The 18,930-nt window shown below is 72.8% G+C and carries 16 protein-coding genes; 3 read left to right on the forward strand and 13 right to left on the reverse strand.

Annotation, left to right across the window (positions count from 1 at the left end; all coding sequences use genetic code 11):
• Positions 1–67 precede the first annotated feature (67 nt).
• The 5 genes from amcA to ACSDG8_RS16340 form a co-directional block, all read right to left on the reverse strand.
• Positions 68–280, reverse strand: coding sequence for a multiple cyclophane-containing RiPP AmcA (gene amcA / locus ACSDG8_RS16320; RefSeq protein ID WP_030500600.1), 213 nt, complete (start codon positions 278–280; stop codon positions 68–70).
• Positions 261–1,352, reverse strand: a complete 1,092-nt coding sequence (amcB, locus tag ACSDG8_RS16325; protein ID WP_210892961.1) for a cyclophane-forming radical SAM peptide maturase AmcB — start codon at positions 1,350–1,352, stop codon at positions 261–263. Before amcB ends, amcA begins: the two co-directional genes overlap by 20 nt.
• Before the next feature lie 127 nt (positions 1,353–1,479).
• The gene (gene purM, locus ACSDG8_RS16330; RefSeq protein ID WP_210942621.1) at positions 1,480–2,634 is read right to left on the reverse strand and encodes a phosphoribosylformylglycinamidine cyclo-ligase; all 1,155 of its coding nucleotides are present in this window, start codon (positions 2,632–2,634) and stop codon (positions 1,480–1,482) included.
• A gap of 57 nt (positions 2,635–2,691) precedes the next feature.
• Positions 2,692–4,209: an amidophosphoribosyltransferase gene (gene purF / locus ACSDG8_RS16335; protein WP_210892489.1), complete on the reverse strand. Its 1,518-nt coding sequence runs from the start codon at positions 4,207–4,209 to the stop codon at positions 2,692–2,694.
• Positions 4,210–4,344: 135 nt separating this feature from the next.
• Positions 4,345–4,731: a sterol carrier family protein gene (locus ACSDG8_RS16340; RefSeq protein ID WP_307856140.1), complete on the reverse strand. Its 387-nt coding sequence runs from the start codon at positions 4,729–4,731 to the stop codon at positions 4,345–4,347.
• 160 nt (positions 4,732–4,891) lie between these two features.
• Between ACSDG8_RS16340 and ACSDG8_RS16345 the strand changes: the two genes are divergently transcribed.
• Positions 4,892–7,180, forward strand: a complete 2,289-nt coding sequence (locus tag ACSDG8_RS16345) for a carboxypeptidase-like regulatory domain-containing protein (protein WP_210892485.1) — start codon at positions 4,892–4,894, stop codon at positions 7,178–7,180.
• Between the two features lie 88 nt (positions 7,181–7,268).
• Here the strand turns inward: ACSDG8_RS16345 and ACSDG8_RS16350 are convergent, their stop codons facing one another.
• The 4 genes from ACSDG8_RS16350 to purS all read right to left on the reverse strand — a co-directional run bounded on the left by ACSDG8_RS16350 (position 7,269) and on the right by purS (position 11,718).
• A complete protein-coding gene (locus ACSDG8_RS16350) occupies positions 7,269–8,018 on the reverse strand; it encodes a 2-phosphosulfolactate phosphatase (RefSeq protein ID WP_210892483.1) in 750 nt (249 codons plus the stop codon).
• A gap of 10 nt (positions 8,019–8,028) precedes the next feature.
• A complete protein-coding gene (gene purL / locus ACSDG8_RS16355) occupies positions 8,029–10,710 on the reverse strand; it encodes a phosphoribosylformylglycinamidine synthase subunit PurL (RefSeq protein ID WP_210942622.1) in 2,682 nt (893 codons plus the stop codon).
• 64 nt (positions 10,711–10,774) lie between these two features.
• On the reverse strand, positions 10,775–11,458 hold the full coding sequence (gene purQ / locus ACSDG8_RS16360; protein ID WP_073826750.1) for a phosphoribosylformylglycinamidine synthase subunit PurQ: 684 nt from the start codon (positions 11,456–11,458) through the stop codon (positions 10,775–10,777).
• Entirely contained in the window at positions 11,455–11,718 is a 264-nt protein-coding gene (purS, locus tag ACSDG8_RS16365) for a phosphoribosylformylglycinamidine synthase subunit PurS (protein WP_013473439.1), read from the reverse strand. Before purS ends, purQ begins: the two co-directional genes overlap by 4 nt.
• Before the next feature lie 466 nt (positions 11,719–12,184).
• On the opposite strand from purS, the gene ACSDG8_RS16370 reads away from it, so the two are divergent.
• Both ACSDG8_RS16370 and ACSDG8_RS16375 read left to right on the forward strand, forming a co-directional pair.
• Complete coding sequence (locus tag ACSDG8_RS16370; protein ID WP_210892480.1) at positions 12,185–12,868, forward strand: S1 family peptidase; 684 nt, start codon at positions 12,185–12,187, stop codon at positions 12,866–12,868.
• A gap of 12 nt (positions 12,869–12,880) precedes the next feature.
• Entirely contained in the window at positions 12,881–13,456 is a 576-nt protein-coding gene (locus ACSDG8_RS16375; RefSeq protein ID WP_210892478.1) for a YbjQ family protein, read from the forward strand.
• Positions 13,457–13,549: 93 nt separating this feature from the next.
• Here the strand turns inward: ACSDG8_RS16375 and purB are convergent, their stop codons facing one another.
• From purB to ACSDG8_RS16395, 4 genes are all read right to left on the reverse strand, one after another.
• Complete coding sequence (gene purB, locus ACSDG8_RS16380) at positions 13,550–14,974, reverse strand: adenylosuccinate lyase (protein ID WP_210892476.1); 1,425 nt, start codon at positions 14,972–14,974, stop codon at positions 13,550–13,552.
• A 98-nt stretch (positions 14,975–15,072) separates the two neighbouring features.
• Positions 15,073–16,995 carry a hypothetical protein gene (locus tag ACSDG8_RS16385; protein WP_210892474.1) on the reverse strand — a complete coding sequence of 641 codons (1,923 nt, stop codon included), beginning with the start codon at positions 16,993–16,995 and terminating at the stop codon, positions 15,073–15,075.
• The gene (locus ACSDG8_RS16390; protein WP_439427026.1) at positions 16,992–17,507 is read right to left on the reverse strand and encodes a SigE family RNA polymerase sigma factor; all 516 of its coding nucleotides are present in this window, start codon (positions 17,505–17,507) and stop codon (positions 16,992–16,994) included. Before ACSDG8_RS16390 ends, ACSDG8_RS16385 begins: the two co-directional genes overlap by 4 nt.
• Positions 17,508–17,631: 124 nt before the next feature.
• A complete protein-coding gene (locus ACSDG8_RS16395; protein WP_439427027.1) occupies positions 17,632–18,924 on the reverse strand; it encodes an acetyl-CoA C-acetyltransferase in 1,293 nt (430 codons plus the stop codon).
• Between the last annotated feature and the right edge of the window lie 6 nt (positions 18,925–18,930).

Below are 18,930 nucleotides of genomic sequence, written 5' to 3' on the forward strand. Positions count from 1 at the left end.
CAGGGACCTGCCGTGCCGGGGTGCCGCCCCGACTCGCCGACAGGTCCCTGATCGCGGAACCGTCCCTTCAGCGTGGCCGGTTGTTCCAGTTGTAGAACGTCGGGATGTTCTCGAAGTGGTTCCACGCGCAGACCGCGTTGGCGCCGTCGCCGCCCGACACCTCCGCCCGCAGCAGCCGCGCCGCCTCCGCCTCACGGAGCAGAGCGGTAAGCCCCGCAGCGGCGTCCCGCACCCGGTCGGCCACGGCCCCCCGGTCGGTGTCACTGATGGTCTCGGGCATGCTCCAACACTCCCTCCAGTAGGCGGATCTTGCTGTTCCGGCAGTGCTCGGTCTCCGTACCGTCGAAACGCCCCAGCTCGAAGTAGCGGTTGGCGGCGTGCCCACCGCCACAGAAGCCGAAGTACGCGCAGGACGTGCGGCACGCCTCCACGCCGGTGAGGAACTCCCCCACCCAGGGTGTGCCGGCCGCGCCGGCCAGGATCTCGCCCAGCGGGGTGCTGAGCACGTTCCCGCTGGTGAAGTCGCCGTAGTGCGGGTCCGTGAAGCCGGCCAGCTCCGGCGAGAGCACCACCACCGAACCGTCGTGCCCGACCGTCGGAATCGGGTCCAGACGGCGGGGCAGCAGGTCGTCGGCGGTGCCGGCCAGCACCGCGCCCGCGTACCGCAGCGACCACTCCACCTCGCGCAGGTGGATCCGGGGATCGCGGCGCCACGCCGCCACCAGCTCCGCCCAGAACCCGGTGACCGCGCCCGCGTCCCGGGCGTTCGTCCGGGTGTTGACGCCCTCGGTCTCCTCGATGTTCACACCGAGCACGTCGCAGCCCAGGTCGAGGAAGTAGTCGTACAGCTCGGTCGCCAGGCCCGGCTCCGGCCGCGACACCACCGCCAGCGCCGAGAACGGCACGCCGTGGCGGCGCAGCGCCGCCACGCCGGCCACGATCCGGTCGTACGCCGGCCGTCCGCCCCGGGTGACCCGCTCGGCGTTGCGGGCCCGCGGCCCGTCCACGCTGACGCTGACCCGCACCCGGTGCTCGGCGAAGAACGCGCACCAGGCGTCGTCCACGAGCGTGGCGTTGGTCTGTACGTGGTGCTCGACGTCCGGCCCGAACGGCGCCAGCAGGGCGGCCAGATGCTCCCGGCCGGCGGCGAGCGGCTCGCCGCCGTGCCAGACCACGGAGAAGCGGCCGCCCTCCGCCCACGGGTTCACCGACGCCGCCACCGCCTCGGCGACAGCCACCGGCATGCGCCTGTCGGCGGCCCGCAGCGGCAGGTAGCAGTAGGCACAGTCGAGGTTGCACAGCGTCGTCGGCTGCATCACGACGTACGACGGGACGGCGGCGATGCCCCGCATCCCTTCGGGCGTGCGCGCAGCCATCAGCACCTCCCCCGCCTGCCTGAAAACCGAACCTCCAGGCTAGGCCGCGGCGACCGCTCGGGTGAACCCCCGATCAGGTGCCCGGCCGATCGGCGCAGGGTGATCAGCCCCGGGTGTGCTGCCCGACCATCTGCACGTTGCCGGACCCCTCGATGATCTCGCCCGCCTGCCAGGCGTCCACGCCCCGGCCGGTCAGGGTGGCCAGCGCGCGGTCGGCGTCCTCGGCGGAGACGATCGCGAACATGCCGACGCCCATGTTGAAGGTCGCCTCCATCTCCGGGTCCTCGATCCGGCCCTTGGACTGGATCAGGTCGAAGATCGGCTGCGGCTTCCAGGTGGAGCGGTTGACCACGGCGTCGACGTGCTCGGGCAGCACCCGGACCAGGTTGCCGGGGATGCCGCCGCCGGTGACGTGGGCCAGCGCCCGCACCTCGGCCTCGGCGATCAGCTTGAGGCAGTCCTGCGCGTAGATCTTGGTCGGGGTGAGCAGCTCCTCGCCGAGCGTCCGCTGGCGGCCGAAGTCGTCGATCACCACGTCCAGCCGCATCCGGCCGGCGCCCAGCAGCACGTGCCGGACCAGGGAGTAGCCGTTGGAGTGCAGGCCGGAGGAACGCATGGCGATCACCACGTCGCCCACCTCCACCCGCTCCGGGCGGAGGATCTCGCTCTCCTCCACCACGCCCACGCCGGTGGCGGAGATGTCGTACTCGTCGGGGCGCAGCACGCCCGGGTGCTCGGCGGTCTCGCCACCCAGCAGCGCGCAACCGGCGTACCGGCAGCCGTCCGCGATGCCGGCGCCGATCTCGGCGACCTTGTCCGGCACGACCTCGCCGGTGGCGATGTAGTCGAGCAGGAACAGCGGCTCGGCGCCGCAGGCGACCAGGTCGTCGACGACCATGGCGACCAGGTCGATGCCGACCGTGTCGTGGATGTCGAGCTGCTGCGCGATCACCAGCTTGGTGCCCACGCCGTCGGTCGAGGAGGCCAGGATCGGGTTCTTGTACTTCTTGGTGTCCAGCCGGAACAGGCCGGCGAAGCCGCCCAGGTCACCCATGACCTCGGGGCGCCGGGTCTGCTTGACCTTGGACTTGAGCAGCTCGACCGCGCGGTCGCCCGCCTCGATCGACACCCCGGCGTCGGCGTACGAGACCGAGCGTTTGCGCTGCGTGCGGCCGGACCCCGCCGACCAGGGCTGGCGGTCGCCGCCGGCGCCCGTCGGGCTGGATCCTGCGCCGCTGCGCTCGGACACGTGCGTCACGGTTCTCCCCTTTGTGGTTCCCGCGAGCCCGGAGCGGCCGGACCCGCGTCGGTGGTGCTACGGGTGGTGGGTCGGTGTGGCGACGAGCGGACCGGTCGGCCCGGCAGCCTCGGCGGCGACCCGGCGTCCCACTCCTTCGAGCACGTGCTTGCCGATCAGGTTCCCGGCCGGCAGCTCGATCGGGTACTCCCCATCGAAGCACGCCCGGCAGAGCCGGCTCTTCGGCTGCTCGGTCGCGGCGATGAGACCGGGCAGCGATACGTACCCGAGCGTGTCGGCGCCGATCGAGCGCCGGATTCCGTCGTTGTCCAGCCCGTTGGCCAGCAGTTCGGCCCGCGTGGCGAAGTCGATGCCGTAGAAGCAGGGCCAGCTCACCGGCGGCGAGGAGATCCGGACATGGACCTCCAGGGCGCCCGCCTCGCGCAGCAACCGGACGATCGCCCGCTGGGTGGTGCCCCGCACGATCGAGTCGTCCACCACCACCAGGCGCTTGCCGCGCACGTTCTGCCGCAGCGGGTTCAGCTTGAGCCGGACGCCGAGCGCGCGCAGCGTCTGCGAGGGCTGGATGAAGGTGCGCCCGACGTACGGGTTCTTCATCAGGCCCTGGCCGTAGGTGATGCCGGACTCCTCGGCGTAGCCGATCGCGGCCGGGGTGCCGGACTCCGGCACCGGGATCACCAGATCGGCCTCGACCGGGTGCTCCTTGGCGAGCTGGCGGCCGATCTGCACCCGCGCGGCGTGCACGTTGCGGCCGGCGATGGTGGCGTCCGGCCGGGCGATGTACACGTACTCGAAGAGGCAGCCCTTGGGCTCGGGCGAGGCGAACCGGCTGGAACGCATCCCGTTCTCGTCGATGGCGATCAGCTCGCCCGGCTCCACCTCGCGGACCACGCTCGCGCCGACGATGTCCAGCGCGGCGGTCTCGCTCGCCACCACCCAGCCGCGCTCCAGCCGGCCGAGCACCAGCGGGCGTACGCCGTGCGCGTCGCGCGCCGCGTAGAGCGTCGACTCGTCCATGAAGACGAAGCTGAACGCGCCGCGCAGCTGCGGCAGCACCTCCAGCGCGGCCGCCTCGACCGACAGGTCGGGCCGGCTGGCCAGCAGCATCGTGACCAGCGAGGTGTCGTTCGTCGAGCCGTCGGAGTCCAGCCCGCGCACCGCCGCCTCGCGCTGGAGCTCGGCGGTGTTCACCAGGTTGCCGTTGTGCGCCAGCGCGATCGTGGTGCCGGCGGTCGTGGCGCGGATGGTCGGCTGGGCGTTCTCCCAGGTCGAGCCACCGGTGGTCGAGTAGCGCGCGTGCCCGATCGCGACGTGCCCGCGCAGGCTGGCGAGCGTCGGCTCGTCGAACACCTGGGCGACCAGGCCGAGGTCCTTGTAGACCACGACGCCGGAACCGTCGCTGACCGCGATGCCCGCGGCCTCCTGGCCGCGGTGCTGGAGGGCGTACAGCCCGAAGTAGGTGAGGTTTGCGACCTCTTCCCCTGGCGCCCAGACGCCGAAGACGCCGCACGCGTCCTGTGGGCCGGGTCGCTGGGGGTCAAGGTCGTGGCTCAGCCGGCCATCGCCTCGGGGCACCTGCCGCTCCCTCGCAGTGGGGTCTGGACTGGCCTGGCGGAGCCGGGGGTCAGCTCCGCACGCATGGGCCGGGACCGTCGTCGGCTCTCAGTGTACGCGAACAGCAGTCGATACCGACAGTCACGGAGTCCCAGCTCAGGGTGAGGGGACGTCGTCGCCGTCCGCCGACCAAATAGGGAGGTACGCGGAGAGGTCGGCCCGGTTCCCCGACACCCGTACGCGACCGTCGGTGACCGCCCGCGCCCATTCGAGGCGTCCGGTGGCGAGCGTCAGCCACGTCGGCGCGTCCATCTCCACCACATTCGGGGGCGTACCCCGGGTGTGTCGTGGGCCACTCACGCACTGCACCGCACCGTAGGGTGGGACGCGCACCTCCACCGATCGGCCGGGGGCGCGATCCGTGAGGTCAGCCAAGAGGGTCCGGACCGCCTCCCGGAGGACCGGCCGTTCGGGCGTACGCCCCTCGTCCAGCGCAGCCAGGGCGGTGAGTACCGCTTCGGAATAAGCGTGCGGAGAGGACACGACGGGACGATACGACCCGGCAGAAGGCCGCCATGCGGCGGCCCTGGGTAGAGATGATCCGGTCAGACAAGGCATAGTTGCCGACGGCGTTGTTCGTACCGTGAGTGATCAACCTCGGCCGAGTGGCCGGCGGAGAGATCAGACCCGGAAGGCGGTGGACGTGTCAACACACCGACGTGCCTGGAAGCAGCGGGCCGGTGTGGTCGTAGCGCTGCTCTTCGGCGCCCTGCTCACCGTCCCCGCCACCCCCGCCCTCGCGGCGAACCCGGACGTGCAGATCACCAGCCTGTCGAGGGACTCGCTGTCGAGCGGTCAGTCGACGCCCATGAGCTTCACCGTCAAGAACAACAATGACTCGCCCAGCGTCTTCAGCGTCAGCGTCGACACCTTCGACGGTCTGAAGTGCCAGGGCGATTGTCGTGTACCAGCCCGCTCCATCGGCGGCGGCGAGTCGGCGACCTTCAACGTGACCCTCACCGCCGACAATCTCGCGCCGGGCGACAACAAGTCCGGGCAGGTCCGGGTTTCCGCTCGTGCAGGCGGCGGCGACCAGGGCGGCGACTCGCGCGACATGAGGGTGAGCGGTCCGGACGCGCCGCAGCAGCCGCAGACCGTGAAGACGGTGTCCGGCAAGGTGGTCAACGCCGACGGCGAGCCGATCGAAGGCGCCCTCGTCATGCTGCGCGACAGCGCGGGCAAGGAGCGCCGTACCAACACCAGCGGCAACGGCAACTTCAGCTTCAGCGGCTCCGAGTCCGCCCCGATCGCGCCCGGCCGGATCGAGGTGGGCGCCTCGACCGACGGCGCCACGCCGGTCGCCCGGTCGATCAACGCGAGCGCCGGCCAGTCGGTGACCGGCGTCCGGCTCAGCATTCAGCTGCGGGCGTCGGCGAGCCCGAGCGCCACCCCGTCGGCGAGCGAGTCCGCTCCGCCTTCGGAAGAGCCGCTCGAGGAGGACGCGACCGACACCCCGGCCACCGACGCGCCGGCCGCCCAGCAGCCGACCGCGAACGAGGACTCCGGCGGCTTCGGCTCCTGGCTGCTGATCCTGCTCGGCGGCCTGTTCGTCGCCGTCGGTGTGGGCACCATCGTGCTGCTCTACATGCGGCGCAAGAACGAGGGCGACGACGGTGACGGCGACGGCCCCGGTGGGCCGGTCGGTCCGGGTGGCCCCGGCGGCGCAGCGGCAGCCGGCGCGATCCCCGCGGCCCGCGGCGCCTACCACGGCACGGACGACCAGACCCGGGTGGTGAACGGCATGGGCGCCGGGCCGGGCGCGACGATGGTCGGCGGCCCGTCGATCAGCGAGGCCCCCACCATGCTCCAGCGGCCGGTCGTGGACGACGTCCCGCCGGACCCGTACGGCGCGCCGCCCGGACCGGCGTACGGCGTCGGCGCGGGACAGGCCGGGTACGGCTACGGCGACGACGCGCCCGGTCAGGGCGGCTACGGCGCCGGCAACGGTTACGGCGACGCGCCTGCCTCCGGCGGCGGATACGGCACCGCGCCCTCCTCGGGCGGCGGCTACGGCAACGGCCCGTCCTCCGGGGCCGGCTACGGCACCCCGGACTACGCCGCCGGCGCTGCGGCCGGGGCGGCCGGATACGCGGCCCAGGGCGGCGGGTACGGCAACGAGCGCTTCGACGAGCCCACCGGCCGCTACACCGGCGACAGCACCCAGTACGCGCCGGCGGCCGACCCGTACCCGACCAGCACCTACCAGCCGGAGCAGGATCGCGGCTACGACCAGTCCGCCCCGGCCCCGTACGGTCGCGGCGCGGAGCAGGGCGACGGCTACCGCGCCGGCGGCGGGTACGGCGCCGCCCCGGCGGGTGGCTACGGCGACGCGCCCACCGGCGGCTACGACAGCGGCCGCCAGCAGGGCGGCTACGGTGACGCCCCGGCGGGTGGCTACGGCAGCGCCGGTGGTTACGGTGACGCCCCGGCCGGCGGTTACGGCGACGCGGGCTACGGCGGTGGCCGGGCCACCGGTGGATACGGCGACGCCCCGGCGGGTGGCTACGACAGCGCGTCCACTGGCGGGTACGACGCCCCGGCCGGTGGCTACGACGCCGGCCGTCAGCAGGGCGGATACGGCGACGCTCCGGCCGGTGGCTACGACAACCCGGCCGGTGGCTACGACGGTCGGCAGCAGGGCGGTTACGACAACAGCCCGGCCGCTGGCGGCTACGGCAACACCGGTGGCGGGTACGACGGCGGGCACCAGGCCGGCGGATACGGCCAGCAGGGCGCCGGATACGGCGACGGTTACGGCCAGTCCCCGCAGGGCGGCTACGGCCAGCAGGGTGGTTACGGCCAGGAGCCGCCGCAGCAGCGCGGTGGCGGCTACGACAACGCCTACCCCAACGACCCGGCGCAGGCCGGTCGCGCTCGCCCGGACGCGCAGGGCGACCGCAGCGGTCGGCGACTCGACTGGCTGGACGACTGACCCGCATCAGCACGCACGACTGTGGCCGCCCGCGCTCGCGGGCGGCCACAGTTTTGTCGATACGTCCCGTCGCGCGGGCAGCTGTGACTCAGGCGGCGGCGAAGTAGTCCTGGCGGAGCACCGGCACGACCTCGGAGACGCCGACCTCGGTCGCGACGTCGACGTCCTCGGCGAAGCCGCCCTCGGCGAGTTCCCGGCCGGACACGCACCCCCGCACCGCCGCCGGCACGTCAGGGGTGCTGGCGAGCGCGGCCAGCGCCATCGCGGCCTCCACCGAGAGCCCGCCGGGCACCCCGGCGAGCGCGTCGAGCACGCAGGCCGCCCCGAGCTGGTCCTCCACGCACGGCCGCAGTGACCCGTCGGGCCAGCGCTCCCCGGCCGCCACCACACCCACTGGAGCGTCGGTCGAGCCGTACCCCTGGGTGCGGAGCCAGTGCCCGACGGCGCGTGCGTTGCGCAGGCAGGCCGCGACCACCGGCACGCCGGTGGCGCTCGCGGCGGCGCTGATCGCCGAGCCGTTCGGCGACGGCAGCACCAGGTCGGCGACGGCAGGCGCGGCCCGCAGCGCCGCCGGGGAGAGCGACCACGGATGCTCCGCTGTCGTCCGCCGGCGGCCCACCGCCGCGACGGCGCCGACCCGGCGGGCGTAGTCGGCGGCCTGCTCGCCCCACGGGAACGGGTGCACCCGCATGCCGCGGCTCACCGCCACCTCCACGGCGGTGGTGAACGACAGTACGTCCACCACCACCAGGGCGGCGCAGACTCGGCCGAGTTCCGCCGCCCCGGTCAGTCCCCAGTCGAAGCGGGCACCGGCGCCGGGCTGGGCGAAAACGGCCAAGGCGAGGGCCTCAGCGCTGGTCCGGCGCCGGCTCACCGGGAGCCGGGCCGTCGGACCCGTCCTGCGCCGGGGTGGCGTCGGCGGCCGGAGCGGTCTCGTCCCGTGCCTCGGCGGCGGGCTCCGCCGCAGCGGGTGCGTCGGAATCCGCCTCGGACGCCGCCGGAGCGGCGTCGGTGGCGGCCGGCGCGGGCGCCTCGGCCGACGAGCCCTCAGCGATCGGCTCGGAGACGACCTCGGCCGGGTCCACGCCGATCGGCTGCTCGGCGGTGGCCGGGAGCACGGTGGTGGTCCCGGTACGGGTGGCCGCCACCTCCACCCGCGCCGCCTCGGCCGCGCCGAACAGGCGCGGCAGCGTGCCGGTGTGCGCCTCGCGCAGCTCGTCCAGGCCGATCCGGAACTGGCCGTGCACCTCCAGCGCGCCGGAGGCCGGGTCGGTGACGCCGATGAACTCCCACGGCACGCCGCGCTCGGCGCAGAGGGCGGTGAACGCCTTCTCGTGCCCGCGCGGCACCGACACCAGCGCGCGGCCGGCGGACTCGCTGAACAGGAAGACGAACGGCATCGAGCCACCGGCGAAGTGCTCCGGCACGACGACCCGGGCGCCGACGCCCCGGCGCAGGGCCGACTCGACCAGGCTCTGCGCCAGGCCGCCGTCGGAGAGGTCGTGCGCCGAGCTGAGGTGCCCGACGCGGGCCGCCTCGGCCAGCAGCTCGGCGAGCTGACGCTCGCGAGCCAGGTCGACCTGCGGCGGGATGCCGCCCAGGTGCTCGTGCGTCACCCAGGCCCACTCCGAGCCGGACAGCTCGACGTGCGTCTCGCCCAGCAGGAAGAGCTGGTCGTGGTCGCCGGCGGCCCGGGGCACGAAGCCCATCGGCACGCGGTTCGCCACGTCGTCGAGCACGCCGAGCACGCCGACCACCGGGGTCGGGTGGATGGCCGCGGCGCCGGTCTGGTTGTAGAAGCTGACGTTGCCACCGGTCACCGGGATGCCCAGCTCCAGGCAGCCGTCCGCCAGGCCGCGCACGGCCTCGGCGAACTGCCACATCACGCCCGGGTCCTCCGGGGAGCCGAAGTTGAGGCAGTTGGTCACGGCGATCGGCTTCGCGCCGGTCACCGCCACGTTCCGGTACGCCTCGGCCAGCGCCAGCTTCGTGCCGTGGTACGGGTCGAGGCGGGCGTACCGGCCGTTGCCGTCGACGGAGAGCGCGACGCCGAGGCCGCTGCGCTCGTCGATCCGGATCACGCCGGAGTCCTCCGGCTGGGCGAGCACGGTGTTGCCGAGCACGTAGCGGTCGTACTGCTCGGTGACCCAGGTCTTGTCGGCCAGGTTCGGCGACGCGATCATGCGCAGCACGGTCTCCCGGAGCGCCTCTGGGGTGTTCGGCCGGGGCAGCGTCTCGGCGCGGTCGGCCTGGAGCAGGATCAGGTCGGCCGGCTCACGCATCGGGCGGGCGTAGACCGGGCCGTCGTCGACGAGCGAGCCCGGCGGCACGTCCACAACGAGCTGGTCGCGCCAGGTGACGACCAGGCGGCCCGGCCGGCCGTCCGGCGACGGCGCGGTGACCTCGCCGATGGCGGTGGCCCAGACGCCCCACTTCTCGGCGGTCTTGAGCACCGCGTCGAGCTTGTCCGGGGAGACGACGAGCAGCATCCGCTCCTGGGACTCGCTGGCCAGGATCTCGTGCGGCTCCATCGACGGCTCGCGCAGCGGCACGCGCTCCAGCCACACCCGCATGCCGGTGCCGGCGGAGGCGGCGGTCTCGGTGAGGGCGCAGGTCAGGCCGGCGCCGCCGAGGTCCTGGATGCCGACGACCAGTTCGGCGTCGTACAGCTCCAGGCACGCCTCGATCAGCAGCTTCTCCATGAACGGGTCGCCGACCTGCACGGACGGGCGGCGCTGCTCGCTGCCCTCGTCGAAGGTGGCGCTGGCCAGCACCGACACGCCGCCGATGCCGTCGCGGCCGGTCTTGGCGCCCATCAGCACCACGATGTTGCCGGGGCCGGTGGCGTCCTTCTTCTGCAGCCGGTCGACCGGCAGCACGCCCAGGCAGAGCGCGTTGACCAGGGGGTTGCCCTGGTAGCAGGGGTCGAAGACGACCTCGCCGCCGATGTTGGGCAGGCCGAGGCAGTTGCCGTAGCCGCCGACGCCGGCGACCACGCCGGGCAGTACCCGGGCGGTGTCCGGGTGGTCGGCCGCGCCGAAGCGCAGCGGGTCCATCACGGCCACCGGGCGGGCGCCCATGGCGAGGATGTCGCGGACGATGCCGCCGACGCCGGTCGCCGCGCCCTGGTACGGCTCGACGAAGCTCGGGTGGTTGTGCGACTCGACCTTGAAGGTCACCGCCAGCTCGTCGGAGACCTGGACCACGCCGGCGTTCTCCCCGATGCCGGCGAGCAGCCGGTCGCTCGGCGGGGCCTTCTCACCGAACTGGCGCAGGTGCACCTTGCTCGACTTGTAGGAGCAGTGCTCGCTCCACATGATCGAGTACATGGCCAGCTCGGCCTGGGTCGGCCGGCGGCCGAGGATGTGCCGGATCCGGTCGTACTCGTCGTCGCGGAGGCCCAGCTCGGCGTACGGCTGGAGCTCTTCCGGCGTCTCGGCGGCCCGGGGGACGGTGTCCACGCCCGGCGCCCACTCGTCGGTCGGGCCGCCCTGCGGCTCCCGCAGGGCCGGGTCCGGATGGGTGGTCATGACGTCTCCTTGTTGCGCTCGCCGCCGGTGCGGCGGATGAGCCGACCGATGATCACGGCCACCATCACGCCGGCGCTCCCACCAGGTGCTTGAGCACCGAGGTGAAGAAGCCGAGGCCGTCCAGGGACGGGCCGGTGAGCGCCTCCACCGCGTGCTCGGGGTGCGGCATGATGCCGACCACGTTGCCGGCCTCGTTGGTGATCGCGGCGATGTCGCGCAGCGATCCGTTGGGGTTGCCGCCGACGTAGCGGGCGACGACGCGGCCCTCGCCCTCCAGCCGGTCGAGCGTCGCGGAGTCGGCGACGTAGCAGCCCTCGCCGTTCTTGACCGGGACGAGCACCTCCTGGCCCGGCTGGAACGCGTTGGTCCAGGCGGTGCCGGTGCCCTCGATGCGCAGGACCTGGTCCCGGTTGCGGAAGTGCAGGTGCTGGTTGCGGGTGAGCGCGCCGGGCAGCAGGTGCGCCTCGCAGAGGATCTGGAAGCCGTTGCAGATGCCGAGCACCGGCAGGCCGCCGCGGGCGGCCTGGACGATCGTCTCCATCACCGGGGCGAAGCGGGCGATGGCGCCGCAGCGCAGGTAGTCACCGTAGGAGAAGCCGCCGGGCAGGACGACGGCGTCCACCCCGTGCAGGTCCGGGTCGCCGTGCCAGAGCCGGACCGCCTCGGCGCCGGCGATCCGTACGGCCCGGGCCGCGTCCCCGTCGTCGAGCGAGCCGGGGAAGGTCACCACACCGACCCGGGCGGTCACGACTGCGCGCCCGCGGTCTCGTCGGCGGTGACCACGCGGACGGTGAAGTCCTCGATGACCGGGTTGGCCAGCAGCTTGTCGGCGATCTCGCGGGCCCGGTCCAGGTCCGGTTCGCCGGTGAACTCGATCTCGATCCGCCTGCCGATCCGAACCGAGGCGACGTCACTGACGCCGAGCCGGGGCAGCGCGTTTGCGACGGCCTGGCCCTGCGGATCGAGGATCTCGGGCTTGAGCATGACGTCGACTACGACGCGAGGCACGGGGCACTCCTGACTGTGTACGCAGTTGGGTGCCGGCCCACTATCGGGCGAGCGCAGCCAGCCTACCTGGCAGATACCGCCCGGCCCGAACCGGCCGGGGGCACTTCCGGCAGTGCTCGGCGGGACCGGCGACGCCGGCCGGACACCGTTGCCCGTTCGTTGCGGCGTCGATGCGAATTCGTTGCGCTCGGTGCCTGTGGGTGACCCTCCGCACCCCCTCCTAGCAGGCATTCTGCCGCGAAACGCCCCAGCTTGGACAGGTATCCGACAGCACGTCGGCGCGACGCGCGTCAGTCGTCACGCCATCGGCGTTGTTCGATTCGTCTCTTGTGACACCGCACGGCACACCCGTAGCATGCATCGTCAGATGTCGATGCACTCGATCGACGTCCCTCGCCGGCTCACCCCATCCGGCGGGTGTCCCCCTGCCCGGCAACCCCGGGCGTCGCGCAGAAGGAGCCCCGACATGCGCCTCCGTCCCCTGCTCGCCGTGCTGACCACCGCGCTGGCCGGCGTCCTGGCCACCGCCTCCGGCGCCACCGCCGCGCCGGCCGGCCCGCAGCCGATCATCGGTGGCGGCACCGTCTCGTCCGCCCCGTGGGCCGCCGCCGTCTTCAGCAACGGCTCGTTCACCTGCTCCGGCAGCGTGATCGCGCCCCAGTGGGTGCTCACCGCCCGGCACTGCGTCAGCGGCACCATGTCCGTGCGGGTCGGCAGCGTCTACTACGCCTCGGGCGGCGTCACCCGCACCGTGAGCGCCTCCTACACCCGCTACGACCTGGCCCTGCTGCGCCTGTCCAGCACGGTCAGCACCTCCGCCGTGTCGCTGGCCACCAGCAACCCGCCGGTCGGCTCGACCAACACCATCTACGGCTGGGGCATGACCTGCTACAGCGGCTGCGGCGCGTCGCCCCAACTCAAGACCGCCACCGTCCAGGTGACCAGCACCAGCGTCACCGACGCGTACGGCGGCCAGGCGATCCGGAGCACCCGGGTCAACGGCAACGCGTGGCGGGGCGACTCGGGCGGCCCGCAGTTCTACAACGGCCGGCAGGTCGGCGTCGCCTCCACCGCCAACGGCACCACCATCCAGAACTACGGCAGTGTCGCGTACAACCGGTCCTGGATCACCTCGACGGCCGGTGTCTGACGGTTGATGCCGATGCGGCGCGGATCGGCCGGGAGCAGCCCGGCCGTCCGCGCCGCGTCGTTTTTCAGCATCCGATCAGCTGAACACGGCTCGCGAACCACCCGGCCGAGGGCTGACAGCATCGGAAACGTGCTGGTAGTGACCACGGATCAACTGCCCGGCTACGAAATCCGCCAGATCCTCGGCGAAGTGGTCTCCTCGATGGCGAGGACCCGCAACCCGTACCGCGAGGGGGTCAAGAACCTGCGCGGTGGCGCCTACGATCCGCTGGCGCCGGACAACCTGACCCGGTGGCGTACCGACTCGGTGGCCCGCCTCGGCGAGGAGGCCCGCCGCCTCGGCGCGAACGCGGTGATCGGCATGCGCTTCGACAGCCGCGACTGCGGCGAGATGTGGATGGAGATCTGCGCGTACGGCACGGCGGTGATCGTCGCGCCCACGATGCCGGACGTCATGCCGCCGGACCAGCCGGCGATCGCGGCCGACACCGCCCACGAGCCGGAGATCGCCTCCGCGCCCGGCGGCATCGCCGAACCCGCGAGCGCCCCCAACCTGAGTTCCGCAGCCGAAACCCCCACCGGCCCCTGACCCTCTTGCCTTGCCGCGTCGATCATGAAGTTGACGGCAGGAATGATCTCCCTCAGTGCCGCCAACTTCATGATCGTCGGCAAGCGGCGGGGGTCAGAGGATGGGGGGCGGGGAGTAGGTCGCGGCCTGGGGGTGGGTCTGCACTACACCGGTGATCCTCGCGGTCACGCGGTTGACCTGGTCGGCGGCGGCGCCCACGAAGGCGTTGCGGTCGGCCACCAGGGTGTCGATCTCGGCCCTGGTCAGGCCCAGCCGGCCGTCGGCGGCCAGGCGGTCGAACAGGTCGTTCTCCGCCGCACCCTTCTCCCGCATGGCCAGCGCCACGGCGACCGCGTGCTCCTTGATCACCTCGTGCGCGACCTCCCGGCCGACCCCCCGGCGTACGGCTGCCACCAGGATCTTCGTGGTGGCCAGGAACGGCAGGAAGCGCTCCAGCTCCCGGTTGATCACCGCCGGGTACGGGCCGAACTCGTCCAGCACGGTGAGGAACGTCTGGAACAGCCCGTCGGCGGCGAAGAACGCATCAGGCAGCGCGACCCGGCGCACCACCGAGCAGGAGACGTCACCCTCGTTCCACTGGTCACCGGCCAGCTCGCCGACCATCGACAGGTAACCCCGGATGATCACCGCGAAGCCGTTCACCCGCTCCGACGAGCGCGTGTTCATCTTGTGCGGCATGGCGCTGGACCCGACCTGGCCCGGCTTGAAGCCCTCGGTGACCAGCTCCTGGCCGACCATCAGCCGGATCGTGGTGGCCAGCGACGACGGCGCGGCGGCCACCTGGGCCAGCGCGGAGAGCACGTCGAAGTCCAGCGAGCGCGGGTAGACCTGGCCGACGCTGTCCAGCACCCGGCTGAAGCCCAGGTGCCCGGCCACCCGGCGCTCCAGCTCGGCCACCTTCTCGGCGTCGCCGTCGAACAGGTCGAGCTGGTCGGCGGCGGTGCCCACCGGCCCCTTGATCCCCCGCAGCGGGTAGCGGCCGATCAGGTCCTCCAGCCGCTCGTACGCGATCAGCAGCTCCTCCGCGGCGGACGCGAAGCGCTTGCCGAGCGTGGTGGCCTGCGCGGCGACGTTGTGCGACCGGCCAGTCATCACCAGCGCCGAGTACTCGCCCGCGTGCCAGCCCAGCCGGGCCAGCGTGGCGACCACCCGGTCCCGGATCAGCTCCAGCGAGGCTCGGATCTGGAGCTGCTCGACGTTCTCGGTGAGGTCCCGGGAGGTCATCCCCTTGTGCACGTGCTCGTGCCCGGCGAGCGCGCTGAACTCCTCGATCCGGGCCTTCACGTCGTGCCGGGTGACCCGCTCCCGCGCCGCGATCGAGGCCAGGTCGACGTCGTCGACCACCCGCTCGTACGCCTCGACCACGCCGTCCGGCACCGGCACGCCGAGATCACGCTGGGCCTTGAGCACCGCCAGCCAGAGCCGGCGCTCCATCCGGACCTTCTCCTCCGGCGACCAGAGGGCGACCAGTTCGGGCGAGGCGTACCGGTTGGCGAGCACGTTCGGGATCGTCGTCACGGCCGTCATTCTCGCGTACGGGCTCGCGCCGCCACCGGTCGGCCCGCTGGTGGCGGACGCCCCGGACCGGTCCGGCCCGGGGCGTCCGTCTTCTCCGGTCAGGGCAACAGGTTGATCAGATCCGGGTGACCGGCAAGCGCCGTGACCTGCTCCAGGGTGAGCGGCGGGGTGGTGCCGCCCTTAATGCCCTTCGGCCAGCGGCTCCCGAGATCTCCGTCCGTCGGCATGTCCGAGGCGGCGCCGGTGTTGGGCCGGTTGTCGATCACCACCTCGACCGTGCCGCGGTCGGGTCGCTGCACGAACACGCTGTAGATCACCGACCCGGCCGGACGGGAGACGATCGTGACGACCCGGTTCCCGTCCGGGCGGGTCGACTCGGTGCACTCGCCGTCGTGCGCGTGCCCCCGGTGCATCGCAGGCGGGAGTGCTCCGACCGTGGCACAGCTCAGCACCAGCGCCGCGCGGCGCTCCACGATGATCTCCCCGTCGCCGGCCAGCCCGCCTCGCTGCACCAGGAAGTTGTACGACAGGAGGGTCGCGCCGTTCAGCCCGTCGTCCCCTCCGCGGAAGGGCAGCAGATAGATCATTCCGTCCGGCGAGGCGGCGTCGAGCGCGGCGGTGACCGCGGCCGACGCTGCGCCGTCGTAGTCCCACCTGGGGGGACCGTATGCCTGCGCAGTGGCGGTTCCCGCCGGTGGCCGTGGGGCCAGGACGAGCGACGGCTCCCGGGCAATCTCGATCGTCTGGTCCATCGAGAGCGCCGGTTTGTCCTGCGTGAGACGGAGGCGGACCAGCGTGCCGTCCGGGCGGAGCGACTCGATCAGGTAGCTGTTGCTTCCCGCCGGCCGCGCCGAGTCGGGGCGCGAGCCGAAACCGGTGAGCATCCGCCGTGCCCGCAGGCGCTCGCCACCAGGGAACTCGGTCACCGTGCAGTGGCGGGCGGCGAGCGCAGCGGTGGGGCAGGGCGGGGCGAGCGACCAGGCGGCCTCGCCATCGCGCACCAGCCGTAGGGTGACCTGCGCGGCCCGGTTCCCGACCCGGAACGTGGCGGCATACAGCACCGGTGCGTCGACGCTCAGCCGGCCCTTGGGCTCGAAACCGACCGGGGTCGGGCTGCTCGCGCCGCCCCACTTGGTCAGCCAGGTGAAGTCGGATGCCTGCCGGCGCAGGGCGCTGGTCAGCGCCGCGTCGAGACGTGTCGCGTCCGCGGCGGTGCCCGCGACAGTGGTGACGGCCGACGTGGCCGCCGGGCTGGGGGACGGCATCGGCGCGAGAGCGACGGCCCGGTCCACCACGACCGGGATCAGCTGCCCGACGGTGATCGGGAGATCGTCCTCGGCGGTGACGGTCCGCACGGTCAGGCGTAGCAACGTGCCGTCCCGGCGCAGGGCCGCCGCGTCAGCGGTCTCTGTCCGGCTCGGCATCCGATCCTGGAACTGCGCCGGCACCTCCTCCTCCCAGACTGCCCGCTGGTACCTGATCTTCTCCCCGTCCGGACCCGTCTGCTCGCCGCATTCGATGGCGTTCTTGGAGCATGCGCGAGTTGCCTCGGCCTGCCAGCTCTTCGCGCCGTCCCGGGTGATCTGTAGATCTGCTGTCAGATCCACCCCGTCCACCCGGAAGCTGCCGTCCCCTCGGTAGCCGGGAGAGCCGGACTGGCCCACAGCCTGTGAAGCCCAGTTGGGGGCGTCGATCACGGGCCCGTCCTTCACCGCCCAGGCCAGGCTCGGCACCGCGCGGGTCAACGCCGCGATCACCGCGGCGTCGATCCGATCGAGGTCCTGATCGCTGCCGGGGACCGTCGTGACGGCCGGTGCCGGCTTGGCCGGCTGGGCGTGCGGCTTGCCGATGAGCGTCGTGGTGCCGACCAGCACTGCCGCCACCACCGCGGCGACCGCCGTCGTACCGGCCCCGATCCGCAGCCGCCGGGCCCGGCGCTGTCCGCTGATCACCCGGTCCACGTCCACAGTGGAGACCGGCGGCTCGCCGATCAGGTCGTCGAACAACTGCCGGTACGTCATGACAGTTCCCCTCGGGCCGACGGGATGCCGCCCAGCAGCAGGCGCAACGCCTCCAGGCCGCGCGCGGACTGGCTCTTGACCGTGCCGGTGCTGATGCCCATGACGTCAGCTGTCTCCTCGACCGACAGGTCGCAGTAGTAGCGGAGCACCAGCACGGCGCGCCGCCGGGGCGGCAGCTGACCGAGCAGGGCGAGCAGCATGTCGCGTTCGGCGAGGGTGGGCTCCGGCAGGACCATGTCGGCGGTCTCCGGCACCTCGTCGGTGCTGTGCTCGCGCCGCCAGGGCCGCCGCCGCTCGTCCAGCCACGCGTTGGTGAGCATTCCGCGCACGTACGCGTCGATGTTCTCCGCGGCGCGGACCCGGCGCCAGTGCCGGTAGAGCTTGCCGATCGTGATGGAGACCAGGTCGTCGGCGGTGTGCCACTCGCGGCAGAGGAGGTACGCGGTGCGGCGCAACGACTCCAGCCGGGCGGCGACGAACTGCCGGTACTCGTCTTCCTCGGCCCGGTTCACGTCCCGGAGCCCTTCGTTCGCCTCATGCCCAGGTGACGCGGCTGAGCCGCCTTCGGGTTGCTCCGGGCACCGGCGGAAACGTGGAGCAGGGCTGCGGCCGGGACCGCAGCCCTGCCGGAAGCCGTCAGCGCTCCAGGATGGCTGTGACGCCCTGCCCACCGGCCGCGCAGATGGAGATCAGGCCGCGCCCGCTCCCCTTCTGGTCGAGCAGTTTGGCCAGCGTGGCGACGATCCGGCCGCCGGTGGCGGCGAACGGGTGTCCGGCCGCCAGCGAGGAGCCGTTGACGTTGAGCTTGTCGCGGTCGATCGAGCCGAGCGGCGCGTCCAGGCCGAGGCGCTCCTTGCAGAACTCCGGCGACGCCCACGCGGCGAGCGTGGCCAGCACCTGGGAGGCGAACGCCTCGTGGATCTCGTAGAAGTCGAAGTCCTGGAGGCTGAGCCCGGCGCGGGCCAGCATCCGGGGCACCGCGTACGCGGGGGCCATCAGCAGCCCCTCGTCGCCGTGCACGAAGTCGACGGCGGCGGTCTCGGACCAGGAGAACCACGCGAGCACCGGCAGGTTGTGCGCCTTGGCCCACTCCTCGGAGGCGAGCAGCACCGTCGACGCGCCGTCGGTGAGCGGCGAGGAGTTGCCCGCGGTCATGGTGGCCTGCTCGGCGTCCGCGCCGGAGGCGCCGAAGACCGGCTTGAGCGAGCCGAGCTTCTCCAGGCTGGTGTCCGGGCGGAGGTTCTGGTCGCGGGTCAGCCCCAGGTAGGGGGTCATCAGGTCGTCGAAGAACCCCTTGTCGTACGCCGCGGCGAGCCGCTGGTGCGAGCGCAGCGCGAGTTCGTCCTGCGCGGTCCGGTCGACGTTCCAGCGCAGCGCGGTGCGGGCCGCGTGCTCACCCATGGACAGTCCGGTACGCGGCTCGGCGTTGCGCGGGATGTCCGGCTTGAACGGCTGGTGCGGGCGCAGCTTCGCCGCGATCTTGAGCCGTTCGCCGAGCGTACGGGCGGAGTTGAGCTGGATCAGGGTGCGCCGCATGTCCTCGTTGACGGCGAGCGGCGCGTCCGAGGTGGTGTCGACGCCACCGGCGATGCCGACCTCGATCTGCCCGAGGGCGATCTTGTTGGCGACCAGGATGGCGGCCTCCAGGCCGGTGCCGCAGGCCTGCTGGATGTCGTACGCGGGGGTGTGCGGGTCGAGCCGGGAGCCGAGCACCACCTCACGGGTGAGGTTGAAGTCGCGGGAGTGCTTGAGCACCGCGCCGGCCACGACCTCGCCGAGCCGCTCGCCGGCCAGCCCGAACCGGGCGACCAGCCCGTCGAGCGCCGCGCCGAGCATGTCGGCGTTCGACGCGTGCGCGTAGCGCGAGTTGGACCGGGCGAAGGGGATGCGGTTGCCCCCGATGACCGCGACCCGCCGGACACTCTGCACGATCGG

Origin of the sequence: Micromonospora sp. LA-10, from assembly GCF_051853095.1 — a bacterium.
GTDB lineage: Bacteria > Actinomycetota > Actinomycetes > Mycobacteriales > Micromonosporaceae > Micromonospora > Micromonospora echinospora_A.